The organism is Providencia sneebia DSM 19967 (assembly GCF_000314895.2).
GTDB lineage: Bacteria > Pseudomonadota > Gammaproteobacteria > Enterobacterales > Enterobacteriaceae > Providencia > Providencia sneebia.
The window spans coordinates 293,415-311,053 of sequence record NZ_CM001773.1 but is presented as its reverse complement, the minus strand read 5'-3'; the positions used below and the strand labels follow the sequence as shown (position 1 = coordinate 311,053).

13 protein-coding genes are annotated in these 17,639 nt (G+C 38.5%); 5 read left to right on the top strand and 8 right to left on the bottom strand.

Translation table 11 applies throughout. From position 1 onward, the window contains the following. The first annotated feature begins 73 nt into the window (after positions 1-73). Positions 74-1,072, top strand: a complete 999-nt coding sequence (locus OO7_RS01090; RefSeq protein WP_008914112.1) for a sulfate ABC transporter substrate-binding protein — start codon at positions 74-76, stop codon at positions 1,070-1,072. A 131-nt stretch (positions 1,073-1,203) separates the two neighbouring features. Here OO7_RS01090 and tpiA read toward each other — a convergent pair whose 3' ends face one another. Continuing rightward, the gene (tpiA, locus tag OO7_RS01085; RefSeq protein ID WP_008914111.1) at positions 1,204-1,974 is read right to left on the bottom strand and encodes a triose-phosphate isomerase; all 771 of its coding nucleotides are present in this window, start codon (positions 1,972-1,974) and stop codon (positions 1,204-1,206) included. A 116-nt stretch (positions 1,975-2,090) separates the two neighbouring features. Continuing rightward, on the bottom strand, positions 2,091-2,705 hold the full coding sequence (locus OO7_RS01080; RefSeq protein ID WP_008914110.1) for a DUF1454 family protein: 615 nt from the start codon (positions 2,703-2,705) through the stop codon (positions 2,091-2,093). 52 nt (positions 2,706-2,757) lie between these two features. Here OO7_RS01080 and OO7_RS01075 point away from each other — a divergent pair, with 52 nt between their 5' ends. Then, positions 2,758-3,180 (top strand): DUF805 domain-containing protein, encoded by a 423-nt coding sequence (locus OO7_RS01075; RefSeq protein WP_008914109.1) that lies wholly within the window; start codon positions 2,758-2,760, stop codon positions 3,178-3,180. A 67-nt stretch (positions 3,181-3,247) separates the two neighbouring features. On the opposite strand, the gene fpr is transcribed toward OO7_RS01075, so the two are convergent. Further along, the gene (gene fpr, locus OO7_RS01070) at positions 3,248-3,994 is read right to left on the bottom strand and encodes a ferredoxin--NADP(+) reductase (RefSeq protein WP_008914108.1); all 747 of its coding nucleotides are present in this window, start codon (positions 3,992-3,994) and stop codon (positions 3,248-3,250) included. A 396-nt stretch (positions 3,995-4,390) separates the two neighbouring features. On the opposite strand from fpr, the gene emrD reads away from it, so the two are divergent. Then, positions 4,391-5,575 (top strand): multidrug efflux MFS transporter EmrD, encoded by a 1,185-nt coding sequence (gene emrD, locus OO7_RS01065; protein WP_008914107.1) that lies wholly within the window; start codon positions 4,391-4,393, stop codon positions 5,573-5,575. Positions 5,576-5,623: 48 nt separating this feature from the next. Here the strand turns inward: emrD and OO7_RS16125 are convergent, their stop codons facing one another. From OO7_RS16125 to OO7_RS01050, 3 genes are all read right to left on the bottom strand, one after another. After that, positions 5,624-10,027, bottom strand: a complete 4,404-nt coding sequence (locus OO7_RS16125) for a hypothetical protein (RefSeq protein ID WP_008914106.1) — start codon at positions 10,025-10,027, stop codon at positions 5,624-5,626. Between the two features lie 297 nt (positions 10,028-10,324). Next, positions 10,325-11,851: a glycerol kinase GlpK gene (gene glpK / locus OO7_RS01055; RefSeq protein WP_008914105.1), complete on the bottom strand. Its 1,527-nt coding sequence runs from the start codon at positions 11,849-11,851 to the stop codon at positions 10,325-10,327. A 24-nt stretch (positions 11,852-11,875) separates the two neighbouring features. Then, positions 11,876-12,712: an MIP/aquaporin family protein gene (locus OO7_RS01050; protein ID WP_008914104.1), complete on the bottom strand. Its 837-nt coding sequence runs from the start codon at positions 12,710-12,712 to the stop codon at positions 11,876-11,878. Between the two features lie 303 nt (positions 12,713-13,015). Here OO7_RS01050 and zapB point away from each other — a divergent pair, with 303 nt between their 5' ends. Further along, positions 13,016-13,255, top strand: a complete 240-nt coding sequence (gene zapB, locus OO7_RS01045; RefSeq protein WP_008914103.1) for a cell division protein ZapB — start codon at positions 13,016-13,018, stop codon at positions 13,253-13,255. 430 nt (positions 13,256-13,685) lie between these two features. Further along, positions 13,686-15,827, top strand: a complete 2,142-nt coding sequence (locus tag OO7_RS01040; RefSeq protein ID WP_008914102.1) for an NEL-type E3 ubiquitin ligase domain-containing protein — start codon at positions 13,686-13,688, stop codon at positions 15,825-15,827. Positions 15,828-15,943: 116 nt separating this feature from the next. Here the strand turns inward: OO7_RS01040 and rraA are convergent, their stop codons facing one another. Next, on the bottom strand, positions 15,944-16,462 hold the full coding sequence (rraA, locus tag OO7_RS01035) for a ribonuclease E activity regulator RraA (protein WP_008914101.1): 519 nt from the start codon (positions 16,460-16,462) through the stop codon (positions 15,944-15,946). Positions 16,463-16,718: 256 nt separating this feature from the next. Continuing rightward, on the bottom strand, positions 16,719-17,639 hold the full coding sequence (locus OO7_RS01030) for a 1,4-dihydroxy-2-naphthoate polyprenyltransferase (protein ID WP_008914100.1): 921 nt from the start codon (positions 17,637-17,639) through the stop codon (positions 16,719-16,721).

The following is a 17,639-nucleotide window of genomic DNA, read 5'->3' as shown; positions in this document are numbered from 1 at the left end:
ATTTTTAGTTATTTCCTGTAGCCATTAAGATCTGTCAGCCTGCCTTAACATTAATTTGATAAGGAATAGAATGATGAAGAAATGGCAAGTGGCGACCGCATTTTTATTTGTGCTGACGGCTGGGGCATGGGCTAAGGATATCCAATTATTGAATGTTTCTTATGACCCAACAAGAGAGCTATATCAACAATATAATCAAGCTTTCAGCCAACATTGGAAAGAAAAAACAGGTGATACCGTCACCATTCGCCAATCTCATGGCGGGTCAGGTAAGCAGGCAACATCAGTTATCAACGGTCTTGAAGCTGATGTTGTAACATTAGCATTAGCTTATGATGTGGATGCGATTGCGCAAAGTGGTCGCATAGATAAGGATTGGATCACGCGTTTACCTGAAAACTCGGCGCCTTATACATCCACAATCGTTTTTTTAGTACGTAAAGATAATCCGAAAAATATTCATGATTGGGATGATTTAGTGCGTAAAGATGTTTCGATCGTGACACCAAATCCAAAAACATCCGGTGGGGCGCGCTGGAATTATCTTGCTGCTTGGGGCTATGCTTTGGAAAAAAATCAACAAGATCCTGAAAAAGCGAAAGCGTTCGTAAAACAGCTATATCAAAATGTAGAAGTGTTGGATTCTGGTGCTCGCGGCGCAACAAATAGCTTTGTTGAAAGAGGTATTGGTGATGTGCTGATTGCTTGGGAAAATGAAGCACTTTTAGCGATTAATGAGCTTGGGCAAAATGGCCAGTTTGAAATAGTGACCCCGAGTGTTTCTATTTTAGCGGAGCCGACTGTGGCTGTCGTCGATAAAACAGTAGATAAACGCGAGCGTCGAGAAGTGGCTACAGCTTATTTAGATTATTTGTATTCACCTGAAGGGCAAGAAATTGCAGCAAAAAATTATTATCGCCCTCGCAATGCAGAAGTTGCCAAAAAGTATGAAAAGACTTTTCCAAATTTGCAGCTTTTGACGGTTGATAAAGACTTTGGCGGTTGGACAAAGGCACAGGCGACCCATTTTTCTAATGGCGGCGTGTTTGATGAAATTAATCGCCGAGATTAAACCGCAGGATAGTATTTATCGGCTATATTTTGTGTGATGAGAATAATGGCTAAAAAGAGCGCCCGAGTAACATAGAGATTATGCCACTCGGGCTTGCTTTAAACTATTCTACTGTTTAAAGACAATGTAAATTACTTCGCTTTTTTCGCTTCTGCTGCTGCTTTGACGATGACAGCAAAGGCATCAGCTTTTAGTGATGCACCACCCACCAAAGCACCATCAATATCTGGTTGAGTGAAGAGCTCAGCTGCGTTACCTGCGTTAACAGAACCGCCGTATTGGATAATGACTTGTTCTGCAACAGCAGCATCTTTTTTCGCGATATGATCACGAATAAATTTATGCACTGCTTGTGCTTGTGCAGGAGTTGCTGATTTACCTGTACCGATTGCCCAGATTGGTTCATAAGCAATAACGGCACCTTGGAAAGCTTCTGCACCTAATGTGTTCAGAACAGCATCAATTTGGCGAGCACAAACTTCTTCTGTTTTGCCAGCTTCGTTTTCAGCGTCAGTTTCACCAATACATAGAACTGGGATCAGACCTTGTTCTTTTAGTACAGCAAATTTTTTCGCGATAAATTCATCACTTTCATGGTGATAGGTACGACGTTCTGAGTGACCAATAATAATATATTTTGCGCCAATGTCTTTCAGCATTTCTGCTGATAGCTCACCCGTAAATGCACCTGATAGATTTACATCAACGTTTTGAGCGCCTAATGCGATACGGCTACCCGCGATAGCATGTTTTGCTTGGCTCAGGTAGATTGCTGGTGGTGCGATGGCTACATCACAGCCATCAACACTGCTTAGCTCATTGCGTAGACCTGCAATTAGGTCATTAACCATTTGGGTACTGCCGTTTAGTTTCCAGTTACCCATTACTAATGGATGTCGCATTTTGTTTCCTCCAACCAGAAAGTTTGAATTATTTTGGTGATAAGTATAAAGCGAATATTTAACAATAACTTTGCTTTTTATCACGCCAATGATGATTGTGGTGATAATTATCTTCTTTAAGGTGTTTCTGTCTCTAGCTTAATCGGTTCAACAGCAAAAGTAAGTACATTATTGTCACTTTTTACTAAAACATAGCGTACGGTATCGACACGTGCTTCTTCTGCGAGTGTTTGGCTTTTATCTGCATTAAATTTATTCAGTGATTTTGTGAGTTCAACTGATTTATCAAAATGGGTTGTGGGCGTGAATTGTTGAACTAATGCAAGAATATAACGTTCGATTATTTCTTGATTTTTCTTGTTTTCTTCAGCACTTTCTGTTGAAAGTAGCGTAATTTGTAAGCTTTTGATTTTTTCACTTCCCCGCTCAAGTACCGCAGATGAATAGATATTTGGGTTTATGCGTGAAACTGCGCGAATATATGGTGCAGAAATATCTTGGCTTGATATCACTTTATATTCATGTAGCGGTAAATCTGGATTTGCTTGACTAAATTGCTGGCGAAATTGCGGGATTGTGAGTTCAAAAGAAGGCGCATCAGCGGAGAGATAAGCAACCTCAAAATCACTATTGGGTAAAGTGGGTACTTTTTGCGCGAAGGTCAGGTGTGGCAAACTAAGTACAAAAACGGTTATGATGCAGTGAATTGTACGGAGTGTGTATCGTTTCATTTTTGTTCGCCACTCATATTAAAGTTTCTATATTGTATCAGGATAAGATGTAATGACATTACAACAATGGGCTTTCTCATTCAAAGGCAGGATTGGACGCCGACCATTTTGGGCGGGTGTTGCACTTTGGTTTATTTTAATGATGATAGTTGTTTTTCTTCAAAAAATCCTTTCCTTACCTGATCTTTCTGCCATTGTACTCTTTATTTTGTTGTTATATCCACTAGCTGCAATTTTCACCAAACGCTTACATGATAGAGGTAAACCTGGTGGATGGTTTGCTTTAGTCATATTGGCATTTGCGCTATTTTCAATGGATGTCAGTCAATTAGCGCCTGTTTGGCAATGGGGAATAGGACGGTTTTTACCTTTATTGATAATGATGATGATGGTGTTAGATTGTGGTGCCTTTGTGGGGGTTGATTCTGCAAATCAGTATGGTGAAAAAACACAATCAGTTGATCATCTGTCTTAATCAATAAGCCTTCAAGTTGCTTGGGTTTTGCATCAGGCAACTTGAAAGATCGCGATTAAAGGTAAAGTTACCAGTATTGCTCACTACTGATATGCCCCGGTTTACGGCGAAAATGCTTGTTCATCTGACGCATTTTTTTCAGCATATCGCGGGTATCTCTTACCATTTCAGGGTTACCACACAGCATGATATGGCAAGTTTCTACATCAAGTGCAATTCCAGCCGCGTGTTCAAGTTGGTGATTTTCAATCAGCGCGGGAACGCGACCATATAATGAACCTTCGCATTGTTCTCGACTTACAACAGTAATTATCTGCAATTTATCTGGATAGCGTTTTGCTAATTCTTGCATTAAAGGAAGATAACTGAGATCTTTTTGGTAACGCACGGCATGTAACAGAATGATTTTTTCAAAGCACTCAAGGTCTTTACCTTCTTGTAAAATAGAAAGAAAAGGGCCAATCGCTGTACCGGTTGAAAGCATCCATAAATTTTTACACTCAGGGATTTCATCGAGAACAAAAAAGCCCGCTGCTTCATCCGTAATTTGTAAGGTATCGCCAGAACGTAATTGAGCCAGCCGAGGGCTGAGTTTACCTTCTGGTACTATCACAAAATAGAATTCAAGGCGGTCATCGCTTGGCGCATTAACATAAGAGTAAGCGCGTTGAACGCGTTCTCCATTAATTTCGAGTGCTAGTTTTGCGTATTGACCCGCAGTAAATGGCTTAATAGGGGCATTGATGACTAGGCTGAACAATGTGTCTGTCCAAAATTTTGCTTCGATTACTGTTCCTGTAACCCAATTCGCCATAATTATTTACCTCTATATTTTTTAATTAGTCTGCTCACTGGTGTTTTATACTAAAACAGTTCGTTATATGTGCTTATCGATAATGTGTTTTAGTGATTTATTCTTGCCAAAGGTGGTTTGGTAACTTTAATGTACAGATATCTTGCCATGAGTGGCGAATATTTCTGTCATTGGTTTGCAAATTAAAATGCTATTCTGTCTCGAAAAAAAAATTAAATTTGTTATCTTAGTCGCGCAACAACATAATGAATTTTAGTGTGTCACTCATTCGTTATTTTATTTATTAAAACAAATAGTAAGCTGTTGTACCTCCACCTTAAATTAAAATTTCTTGTTATTTTCTATAAATAGCAGGTGGTTCGTTATTTTAGGATGACAAATGAGTTTGAGAAGAAAATGAGAAAACTAAAAAATATTAATTTATTGGTCATGTTAATTGCTTTAGCCGCAGTAGGGCAGATGACACAGACAATTTATGTTCCTGTCATTGCTGATATCGGCACTTATTTTGGGCAGCCATCAGGTTCAGTGCAACGTGTTATGGCGGCTTATTTATTTACTTATGGTTTTTCTCAATTAATTTATGGCCCATTATCAGATCAAATAGGGCGTCGCCCGGTTGTTTTAATGGGATTAATTATCTTTTTAATCTCAACGGCACTGGCCATTTTTGCGCCAACACTTGAAGTGTTAGTCATTGCTAGTGCATTGCAAGGGTTAGGAACTGGGGTCGCGGGAGTCATGGTGCGTACCATGCCGAGAGATCTTTATACTGGCACAGAGTTACGTTATGCAAATAGCTTATTAAATATGGGCGTTTTAGTGAGTCCTCTTTTAGCACCAATGTTTGGTGGTGTCGTCGCCCATTTTTGGGGATGGCACGCATGTTATGTTTTCTTATTCTTATTGGGTGCGAGTGTTTTGTTTAGCATGTATCACTGGATGCCAGAAACTCGCCCTGTTTCACCTGAAAAACACAAAATGTTGGCATCTTATCGTCAACTTTTATCAACTGGCTCATTTTTGGTGTATTTAGCCATGCTCATTGGCGCATTGGCGGGAATTGCCGTCTTTGAAGCAAGTAGTGGCGTATTGATGGGCGGAGTTCTTGGCTATAACAGCATTACTGTGAGTATTTTGTTTATTATTCCCATTCCGGCGGCTTTCTTTGGGGCTTGGTATGCTGGGCGTGATAACAAAACTTTTTATACGTTGATGTGGCATTCGGTGATTTGCTGTTTGCTGGCAGGCTTACTGATGTGGATCCCGGGCTGGTTTGGTGTGATGAATGTTTGGACACTGTTATTGCCTGCGTCTCTGTTTTTCTTTGGAGCTGGAATGCTCTTTCCACTTGCGACAACAGGCGCAATGGAACCCTTTCCTTATTTAGCGGGTGCGGCTGGCGCATTAGTTGGCGGATTACAGAATGTGGGGTCGGGTGTGGCAACTTGGGTTTCCGCTTTGTTACCTCAACATGGGCAGTTTAGCTTAGGATTATTGATGTTCTTAATGGCTGTTTTGATCTTGTTATGTTGGCTACCATTGTCACATCGAATGAATAGAACAGAACAATCTATTTGACGAAGCTTTGATGCTTAAAATAGGCGACATGATGTCGCCTATTTTGTGTTAAATTTGACAAGGTGGTGCAAAAAAATGACATGATGTGGTTTGTGGGCATCTTTGCATGTGGGTTGTACATGAATATTCTTGAGCAGGCATACCCGCTATTAGTTCAGATTGTCGTGCGATAGTATTGAAAACCATGGGGCGGTCATATTCAAGATATGCTCTATTTTCCCTCATATTTGGCTGTACTGGCTGTGTCAGTGTAATTGAGTGCGGCGGTATTTCATCTTGTAAATGTTGATCAATATAGATTTTCATGGCGTTAATTGTTAATTCGGGTGTACTATCAATTGTTCCAATGACCGTTAATTGATTATCTTGGCGAGTTATTTGCCATTGTTCTATAGGCGTTTGTTCCACAATCTCCCCCTGTGTATTTTCCACCAGCAGTGTTGCCCAATAATTATGTTCTTTTTCAGGTAATTGTAGTGCTGAAATATCAATTGTTTGATTAATATAAACATCTGAGAGCAGTGGCATATTCACTTCAATGGATTGCTTAAATGGCCGCACCATTTTGTCAGCTTGTAGGGATAAATGGTTGAGCGGAATAAAAGTGTGTTCTAGCGTTATATTATTGACATGATTTGTTGCACCCCAAGGATCAGAGAGTGAAAAATATTGCTGGTAACATTGTCCATCTTGCACCCATTTTGCACAAAGTATGCTGTTTTGGGTGATATTTTGCTGATTAATCTTGTCCGTTGGAAAATCAATTGATTGTGGTTCGGTGACTGACCAAAATAGTTTTCCACCATGCCAGTAATCATCAAATATTAATTGTGCTTTATCCCATTGGCTTAATAAACGATTGGCAAGAGCATCAGGATTTTTGTAGGTATGCATGACCTGATTTTTATGTGTTAAAAATTCAATTTTTACCAGTTCACCTTTATCGGGAATATTGACGCTAATTGTGTCTAAGCTTTTAATAAAATGATCTTCTGTGATGAGGCCTTTGTCAGTTGCATAAGTAACGGCAATTCGCTCTTCTCGTGATGTATAGGGATCCCAATCCGTAGGTATGATTCTGGTGGTATCTGAAATATCGCCTATTGTTTTTCTAACTTCTATGTGGTTATAAGGATGATTTTGGCCATTGGCTAATGTGAATATATGCCCGCTAATCCAGTAAATCGGTGTATCGGTAGATTGTTTATTTTGTGCTGGGAATTTATCAACTCGGTGTTGAATTTTCCAATTATAATAGGACGAATGGGGAATGAAGGCATGGTAAGGCGCTTTATATTCAAAGTCGAAAGCAGGGTACATAGCAGGTTTCACTTCGTAATTTTGTTTTTGATCGTCCTCTAAAGATTGGTAAGTGATGTAAGTTTGCTTTGACTGATCATAAGCAACATGCAAACCATTATGGCTATTTGAATAGGGATAGCTGGGATCCGTTGTGTGCGGCAATTTAAGCCCATGTCCAAAAACTTCATGCCACATAATATCAGGTTGCGCAATACCGCCACCGTAGAACGGAAAAGCAATACCCAGCCTGCTGTCTGTATCTGTAGGTTCAATAGCGGTATAGAATAATTCTGTTTGATGGGGGCTGGCCTTATATCTCATTTCGCTTTGCTGAAGTGCCCAATCGATTTGCTGATGGGGGAAACTAAGCAAAGGGTTTGGTTTATCGTATTGTGGCATATTTAAGGTTGAATTCGATAAATTAGGATGAGTAAAGCCAAATAAAGGTGGACTAATTGCCTCCGCAGGGGTGTTATATAAGGTAATTTGACTTATGGGAAGTTTTGCCGCAGCTTCCAGCCCCCAACTCATTGGTGAATAGGCATATAATCCTTGGCCTTTCTGATAAAGAGTATGATTTGTAATATGGGCAGTGAGCTGGCTTTCAGGGATGACTTCTGGGGAAAAATAGCCATTATAATCAGTCAGGTGATTAACAAAGGGTTGATCATTAATGAATAATTGAATCGATATTCCCGGTTTTAACCAGCAGCCTTTCAATGGTGCGGTATAGCTATTTTGATTGGCAATTTTACCATCCACAGTTGGTTGAATAGGAAGCGCTTGTCTCTGTTTTGGTAGCCTATCTGGTCCAGATAATTGAACTTTTCCTAGAATATTGCCCCAGAAATCTCTCACAATAGCCGTAATATCGGGTGCATAAGCTTCAGTTGAACTTGTTAGATCGACTTTGATTAATGCCCAGCGATTTTCAATAAGCGTTAAATATTTAGAATTAATGGGTTGTTCATGAGCTTGTGTTAAGCTGATCATATTGAGTCGCATATCGCAAGGAATTGGGTAGTGACGTGCTATCGGCTCATGATAAATAGGGTCAGCCATTCTAAAAGTACGCTTTCCTGGATAGGAAACAATCGGTGCATTTTCTGTTTGTAACTGAATTGATATTGGTGCGGATTGACTGCCATCTTTTAAAGTCGCAATAAAATCAAATTGATCAAATCCTACAAATGGTTTATTTACGTGAGGTTGATAGTGCCATTCCCCCGTTATTTGATTGAAAGATAAATCACCTGATTTTGCATTTTCAAGTAACTGATAAGCTTTAATATCAGTATGTTGTGGTAATTGACCTGTAATTTCTCCCAAAGTGAGTTTATTTGCCATTTCAAGCCGGTTTTCGGTAATAGCGATTGGCAAGATCTGCTCTTGATAACCAAATGAGAGTTTTTCACGTTTCCGATTTAAGGAATCAGTAATCACTAATTGCTGCTTTTGCTCATCCCAAGTCACACTCAAAGCATAGTCACAGCGGCGAAGATATCCATTCAAATAAGATGCAAATTGTTCTGGTGAATCGAACTGAGTGTTTGGTAATTTAAATGCACGCTGTATTAGATTGATATCACGGTTATCGCTATCTTTTGAAATCATTGTCAAATGAGTGAACTGATTTAATTTTTCTAGCTCAATATTCATTCGATATTGGGTTATAGCATAATCGGGATATTGTTTTTGTTCTGTTATTATTGGTATTACTTTATCAATATAAGGAATCGTTTGGTTTTTTTTGAGTTGAAACTGAGTGAAAAATACCCCTTCTCCTGATAAATTCAGTATGCCGTTATCATAATGGACGGAAATAGGACGAAATGCAGGACTTATTTGCTGATTAATATGCTTTTCAATATTTTGGGCTAGTTGTCGCCACGTGGTATTTTTTGATAGCGGAATATCATCTAACTCTAGCAATGGTTCATGGATTTTATTCTCTATTGTGATAGAAAAGTATTCGGCATCTTTAACCAGTTGTTCGGTTAAATGTATCTGATTAATTGATGTCGCAGGAAGTGAGATAACTTGCTGAAAGCCTGTTATTAATTGATTTAATTGACGGATGTCTCTTTGTTGTTTGAATTCTACAGGCGACTGATTATTTGAAATTGGCTGGTGGACTTGAGATAAAAAAGCATCTTGAGGAATGAATGTGAGTTGTTGTGAATTTGGCATACCCCAACCTAGCCGCAGTCTAGGTGGTGTCCCATTGGTTTTTGTGGTTATTTTTACTGGATAGATTTCACCTGCTTTTAAATCATTTAACCTGATCCATCCTATTTTTGTTTGTTTTTTAAATGTGACGTTATTGCTGCCAACTTCAAATTGAATATCCCCACTGTTTTCATTGGTATCTGCGACAAAAGTAAAATCGCCATCTTTTGGAATTTTAATAAATGTTTTAAAAATCCATTCAGTTTTAGAGGGTTGAGGCGGTAAATTTGTGGAATATTCTTGTAGATGGGCTAATTGTGCTATCTGAATTAATTGGTTTTTATGGTTAGTATAAACAGCAATCCCTGCTTGAATTTCTGGTTGATAATTTTCATGAATATTTTGGATGTCATCATTTTTTGACTGTATTGGCATAATTTCATCCATTAGCTGTATCACGGCAGCGGAAGGTGAAATTGCTTCATCATGTAAGATTAATACACTACCACCGGTTAGCGCCAACCAATGGCGAATCAACTGAATTTGCTCATTTGTTGCATCAGAAGGCAAGATAACGGTGTCATAGTGGCGATGCCATTGCCCACTAGGTAATAAAGCATCCGCAAGCTGTTGCGCTGATCGTTTGTCACCTTCTCGCCAGTGATGGGGTGAATCAAAACGATCAATAAAAAGGTTATGACTGGGATGTAATTGGCTCAATGTCTCTTTTTCTACAGCACTAAGTATAAAATTATTAAGGTGATTATTGGGTAAACGTGATTTTCCTATCAGCCAATTCATCATTAAAAAAGCAGCTTGGCTGCCTGTTGATTGGTTTGGATTATTTTTTAGCTCATTAAGAAGTTTGCTACCATTTTTAATCATGGCAACTCGACCTCTATCCGCATAATAACCAAGCTTTAGATTTCCCTGATTAATTTCTTTATTCAATATATTTTGTTGTGAATGTTGGCTGTCCATAGCCTTTCTCCATTATTGTTAAAAATGCATGCGTATTTTTCAACAAGGCAGGCGTGTGGTCTAATTTATTATTTGTATATTGATAAGCTAACAATTGAATGATGAAATTTTTCAGGAATAAAAATGAGCTAACTATTAGGTTGGATGGGGAATAATTGAAAATAATATTTATTGTTTTCGATTCATAATTCAAAATTAATAGAATGATAAACTTGTTTTTATTTATCAAAAAAATAAGCGGAGAAATAGATATTCCCCGCTTATAAGTTAGAGTATCGTAACCGTCAATTCAATAGATTAGGCGCGATCTTCCCACTCTTGTGCACGAGCTACCGCTTTTTTCCAACCTTCGTATTTATAATTGCGTTCAGTTGTTTCAATACCCGGTTTGAAAACATGCTCAATAGTTGCTTTGCTTTGTAGCTCATCCAAGCTATCCCAGAAACCTACAGCTAGACCTGCAAGATAAGCGGCACCTAATGCAGTACTTTCACGCACTTCAGGGCGCTCTACAGAAGTTCCTAAAATATCTGCTTGGAACTGCATCAAGAAGTTGTTAGCCACAGCACCACCATCAACACGCAACGCTGCAAGGCGAGTTTCTGCATCAGCTTGCATTGCATCAAGAACATCACGTGTTTGATAAGCAATAGATTCTAGTGTTGCACGGATGATGTGGTTGCGGTTAGCACCACGAGTCAAACCAAAGATAGCGCCACGAGCATACGGGTCCCAATAAGGCGCACCTAAGCCGGTGAAAGCAGGAACAACATACACACCGTTACTGTCTTTGACTTTCGTCGCAAAGTATTCGGAGTCAGTTGATTCATCAATCAGTTTTAGTTCATCACGGAGCCATTGAATAGAAGCACCACCCACGAATACAGCACCTTCAAGTGCATAGTTCACTTCACCTTTAGGACCACAAGCAATGGTAGTTAATAGGCCATGATTTGAACGTACTGCGGATTCACCTGTGTTCATTAATAGGAAGCAACCCGTACCATAAGTGTTTTTCGCCATACCAGGTTTCACACATAGTTGGCCATAAAGTGCGGCTTGTTGGTCACCAGCGATACCTGAAATAGGAATACGCGTACCCCCTTTACCACCAATGTTGGTTTGACCATAAACTTCGGAAGATGGACGAACTTCTGGCAACATAGCGCGTGGAATATTGAGTGCTTTTAAGATTTTATCATCCCACTCAAGATTACGGATGTTGAATAGCATAGTACGTGATGCATTGGTGTAATCTGTAACGTGAACACGCCCTTGTGTCATTTTCCAAACTAACCAAGTATCAACCGTACCAAAGAGTAACTCGCCTTTTTCTGCGCGTTCACGAGCACCTTCAACATTGTCTAAAATCCATTTTACTTTTGTACCAGAAAAATATGGGTCAACAACAAGGCCAGTGTTTTGGCGAATATACTCTTCCATGTCGCGGTCATTTTGTTTTAGATGTGTACAAAAATCAGCAGTACGGCGGCATTGCCAAACAATTGCGTTATAAATTGGTTTACCCGTTGCTTTTTCCCAAACAATGGTTGTTTCACGTTGGTTGGTGATCCCGATACTAGCAACTTCATCTGTACGGATATCGGCTTTAGCAAGCACTTCAACTAAGGTAGAACTTTGTGAAGCCCAAATTTCCATTGGGTCATGCTCTACCCAGCCTGGCTTAGGATAGATTTGGGTAAATTCACGCTGAGAAATACTAATGATATTGGCATCATGGTCGAGTACAACTGCCCGTGAACTGGTTGTTCCTTGATCAAGAGCGACAATATATTTTTTCTCGATATTTGTTTCTGTTGTCATAATTTTAACCTGTTCCGGTAATGATTAAGCGTTTTTATTGGGTTTTTTGTTTTCGTCTACTACTTCAATGATGCTTGGTAGGTGACGAGTAATAAGTTTACGGTAAGCAAATGCACCGAGCAATCCACCGACAATTGGAGCAGTTAGTGGAATGAGGAAGTAAGGAATTTCACGTCCTCCGGTTAGTGCAATATCACCCCAGCCAGCGAAATATGCCACGAGTTTAGGGCCAAAGTCACGAGCAGGGTTAAGGGCGAATCCAGTGAGTGGACCAAATGCACCACCAATAACAGCAATTAAGATACCAATCAGGAGTGGAGCTAATGGACCGCGTGGGATGCCGTTGCCATCATCAGTTAGTGCTAAAATTAAGCATAGCAGAATTGCTGCGATAACAACTTCAATGAAGAATGCGTGTAGTTCAGAAATTTGTGGAGCAGGGTAAGTGGAGAATACACCCGCTGTAAACAGGCTTTCTTGAGTACCACGAATAATATGGTGCACTTGGTCATAATCAAAAAAGACTGGAGAATACATTGCATAAACAAGAGCAGCCGCGAAGAAACCTCCTAACATTTGCGCAACAATATAAGGAGCAACTTTGCGTCTTTCAAAACTTGCAAATAGCCATAAAGCGATAGTAACAGCGGGGTTAAGATGGGCACCAGAAATTCCAGCGGTTAGGTAAACAGCAAGTGCCACACCAAACCCCCAAATGATACTGATTTCCCATAATCCTAATTGTGCTCCAGCTATTCTAACAGCAGCAACACAGCCCAAACCGAAGAAGACAATAAGTGCAGTGCCTAAAAATTCTGAGATGCACTGACCGGTGAGTGTAGTAGAGGTCGTTTGGCTCATATCTTTCTATCCTACGAAAATTAAAATTATTGTAATGTTTTTCAGGCCTAGATTCTCAAAGTGAAAACCTATACTGTAAATTTATCGTTAATGAGCGTAAACGAGAAATATCGAAATTGAAATATGTGTGTTACATCACCAAAACGAAAGAAAACGACCAAAATTAGTGATGCGTTCGACTTTTGTTGCGTTGCCTTATCAATATTTTGCAGTGAACTAACTTGTGAATTAACGCAAAGCTACTAGACATAGTGGATCAGGCTACTTACAATCGAGTAATAGATTACAAGGGAGATCAGAAGAATGTCATTTGAAGTATTTGAGAAACTCGAATCAAAAGTCCAGCAAGCGATCGATACCATCACTTTGTTACAAATGGAAATTGATGAGCTTAAAGATAAAAATAGTGCACTTACTCAGGAAGTTGAGAATACGAAGTCGAGTACAGAAGCTTTAGTTCGTGAAAATGAACAATTGAAACAAGAACAACAAACATGGCAAGAGCGCCTGCGTGGCCTGCTTGGCAAGATGGAAGAAGTGTAACCATCATACTTATGTATGCTTCATATTATTACAGTATTATTACTACCATTCTTCCACCACATAATTTTTATGTGATGGAAGAATATTTTTCTTTGAAAAATTAAATGGTTCACTAAAATATATTGGATAGTTATTTATTCGCACCTTAAATATCCTTATTATTTCCTTTTTAAATATTGATGTTAATTTAATATACTTCATAAGCATTTATTAATATAAATTATTAAACTGATTTTTATCATCCAGTAATAATTACTATATTTTTCTAATTCAGAAATTAATTTATTTTATTAATTAATAATAATCTGACTTATTCGATTATATTTATATGGAATATATATTTTATAATGAATAATTGATTTTTTATTGGATTAATAAATGCATTATTAATTTCAATAAAGAATAATTATAATTTATTAAAGGATATAGCATGCCTAATCATATAAATATTAACATGCCCATCGCTTCTACTAGTACAGCTCAGCATGAACAGACTCATTGTGATACAAGAGCACTTGTAGGAAATATACGTGCTGTAAGAGAAAGTAATGAGGATATTAATAAAAAAGCGGGTTTATTTCCATGTCCTAGCACTGAAGTTAAAAGCAAAGAGATTAATCAAAAAGAGTATCTTGAAGATTGGAATCAGTGGCTAAAGAATTCCCCGGATGAAGAAAAATATTCTCGAAGTATTGCATTATCAAAATTAAAGAAATGTATATTTCACAATGAGTGCACACTTGATTTATCGCGTTTATCTCTCACCAGTTTACCCAAATTACCGCCCTGTATTAAGACATTGAGTTGCGAAAGAAATAGACTCAATGAGTTACCTGATCTGCCAAAGGGACTTAAGTATCTAATATGCCATAGTAACAATATAAGTGTTTTACCTGAGTTACCAGAGAGACTTGAGAGTCTATTTTGCAATAATAACCAAATAAGAACTTTACCTAAACTACCGAAATATCTTGATAGGCTAATTTGTACTAAAAATCATATAATAACTTTACCGAAATTACCAGATACCCTTACGGAGCTACGTTGTGATAATAATAATCTAAACGTTATACCTCAATTGCCCAATACTCTTGAGATATTAGATTGTGCTGATAATAGATTAAGCATGTTACCAAAATTACCTGACAAACTTTATTCCGTAAATTGTAGTGACAATAATATCAATGAGCTACCGAAATTACCTGATAATCTTAAGTATTTTCTCTGTTCTAGAAATAATATTACGTCGTTGCCAAACTTGCCTCATGGGCTTTTTTTTCTACACTGCTCGTCTAATCATATCAACATGTTGCCAAACTTGCCTCACGGACTTATTAATCTACAATGCTCGTCTAATCGTATCAACATGTTGCCTTATTTACCTAGTAGTTTGAAACATTGTAATTTCGATAATAATCCGATTTCATCATTTTCCCCAGACATTATCACGACAGTGATAAACGAGGAAGAAAGAGAAAGAATGGGAGGAAGAATAACAGAATCATTGAGGCTAGATATAGTTTCTTTCGATAATCATCTTCTATCAGATGAAATGATCGGCACATTATTTCCTAGCATATTCGATGCTAATAATCTCGAGGGCGAATTACATTTACTGATTAATGGATTGACATCAAATTTAAATATATCTATGTCACGGCAAAAGCAAAATGAATTTATTAAAAGTATAATGCACTGGTTCCCTAATGAACAAAAACAAGATATCGAAAATCGGTTTTTAGCATTTACACTAGAAAAAAATGCACAAGAATTTGGGAAATTCATGTCAAAGCTGGGTCTGAATTGTAATACGGAGAAAGATCCTGCGTTTAAAGAGCATATTGCACAATGGCTGTTGCGGTTATCGGATTCACCTGAACTACGTAAAAAAACATTTTTAGCAGCCTATGATGCAACGGAAACGTGTGAGGATCGCGTAACTTTGTCATTAAATGCTATGATGCAATATGAATTAATCCATAATATTGATCGCGGTAATTATGATAATAATTTACCTGACTTGATGGCACAATGCCGTGAAATATTTCGTTTACAATACTTAGAAAAAATCGCCGCAGATAAAATCGTGAGTTTGAGAAACAACCTGAATGGACGGACCGTGGATGATATTGAGGTTTATCTTGCTTATCAAACAACGTTACGTGAACCATTAGAATTGACGACAACAGCACAGAACATGCGGTTTTATACGATATCTCATATTCAGGATCATGATCTCAAAGAGGCAGAATTGAGAGTGAAGCAAGCCGAAAATAACCAATTTGTTAGCTGGTTGTCTCAATGGGCGCCGTGGCAAGCGCTATTACAGCGTGTAGAGCCAGCTCGGTGGGAAGCGGCCTGTGCTGACCGAGGTGAACGCTATGACAAAGAGTATAAGGACCGCGTAGCAGAACAATCAAAGGCCATTGGAATGGTGGATGAAGATGTGACAAGGGCAGTAGGTTTACAGGTGATGAATGAGGTTAATCAAACTGTTTTTGAGCCTTTGACAGTTAATTTCTGTGAAAGTAAGGGATTTTCTGAGCTACTTTTAGCCCCTTGGGAACTATAAGTAATGCATCAAAATAAGGGCAGAGTTATTCCGCCCTTATTCATTGATTATTGTTATAGCGCTAAAGTCAACCAGCTGCTATTAAGGTGGTTATCATATAAAATTATTTTTAGAGATTAGATATCTTCAATAACATCAAATTCATCATTATTTGGCCCAGTAAGTGGCTCTTCTGATAAAATAATGCCGGTGTTATCTGCATAAAGATAATCACCAGAAAAGAAGGTTACTCCACCAAAATTCACACGGATATCACTTTCACCAATACCTTCATCTGGGCATCCTGCTGGCATAGCTGCGATAGCTTGAATACCTAAATCCAACTCCATTAATATATCGACTTGGCGTACTGCACCATAAACGACAATTCCTTCCCAGTGATTATCAACCGCAAGCCTTGCGACTTCAGCATCAATTAGGGCTTTACGTACAGAACCACCACCATCAACCAGTAAGATGCGTCCTTGGCCGTCTTCTTCTAGTAGATCATACAACAAGCCATTATCTTCAAAGCATTTGACGGTAATCACTTGACCACTAAATGAAGTACGCCCACCAAAGTTAGAGAAAAGAGGTTCTACCACATTTACACTTTCTTGGTAGATATCACAGAGTTCGGAAGTATCATATTTCATAGGATTTGTACCCAAAATAATTCGAGTTGCATATAGGCGACAAGCGAATTTATCCCTCAAAGCCACCATAACGAGGTTGTGATTCAGGTTCAAGTTAGCTAGCAATAACAAGGCAGTCAACTGTCACTTGGATCATGGTAGATATCAGAGTTTATTTGCTGCAAGAAACTAGAGTATATCCCTTTTGAGTAGCGATTGGCAAAAATCACTACCCAAAATAGAGATATTAAGTCAAAAAATAAGCAAAAATATTGCCTTATTTACTCAAGACGATACCAATAGAAAACAGGATATTGGTGAGTAGTGCTGCTTTTACCATGTTTTCTAGCATAGGCCGCATACCTTCAGGTGTTGGATCACTAAGAACGCGTCGAATATGGTTCATTAGCATTGGGACAGCAAGTAAAAATAGCCAGCCACTCCAACCATGAAGATAAATAAGATTAAAGAATGCTAAACATAAAATGGCAAGAATGATGATAATCGCGTGATAAATTCGTGCCCCTTGTGGGCCTAAACGTACCGCTAATGTATTTTTTCCTGCTTTAACATCATTTTCGATATCGCGCATATTATTAATATTGAGTACGGCAACAGAAAGTAATCCACATGCAGTTGCGGGTAATACCGTAATCATATTGAATGTATTAGCTTGCAAATAATAACAGCCAATAACACTTAGCCAACCAAAGAAAATTAAAACAGAAATATCACCCAGCCCGAGGTAGCCGTAAGGTTTTTTGCCTACGGTATAAGTGATAGCCGCAACAATCGCCACAAGACCCAAGACTAAGAAACCGATAGCATCTTCAGGTTTTTCACACGCGACAATAACTAATAATAAACCTGATATACAGGCCGCAGAAATATTAATTTTTAGCGCTTTTTTCATATCAGCTTGTGTGATGATACCTTTTTGCATACCGCGTAAAGGGCCAATTCGTTCAGCTGTGTCAGAACCTTTTATGGCATCGCCATAATCATTTGCGAGGTTAGATAGGATTTGCAGTAACCCTGCGGTAATCAAGGCTAATAATGCAACAGGCCATTTAAAATTACCCGTTAAATAGGCTAATGCAGAACCAGTTATGATTGCAATAACACCTAATGGTAGTGTTTTAGGACGTAAACTTTCTAGCCAAGCCTGCTTACGGCTAATAGAAGTAGATGAGCTCAT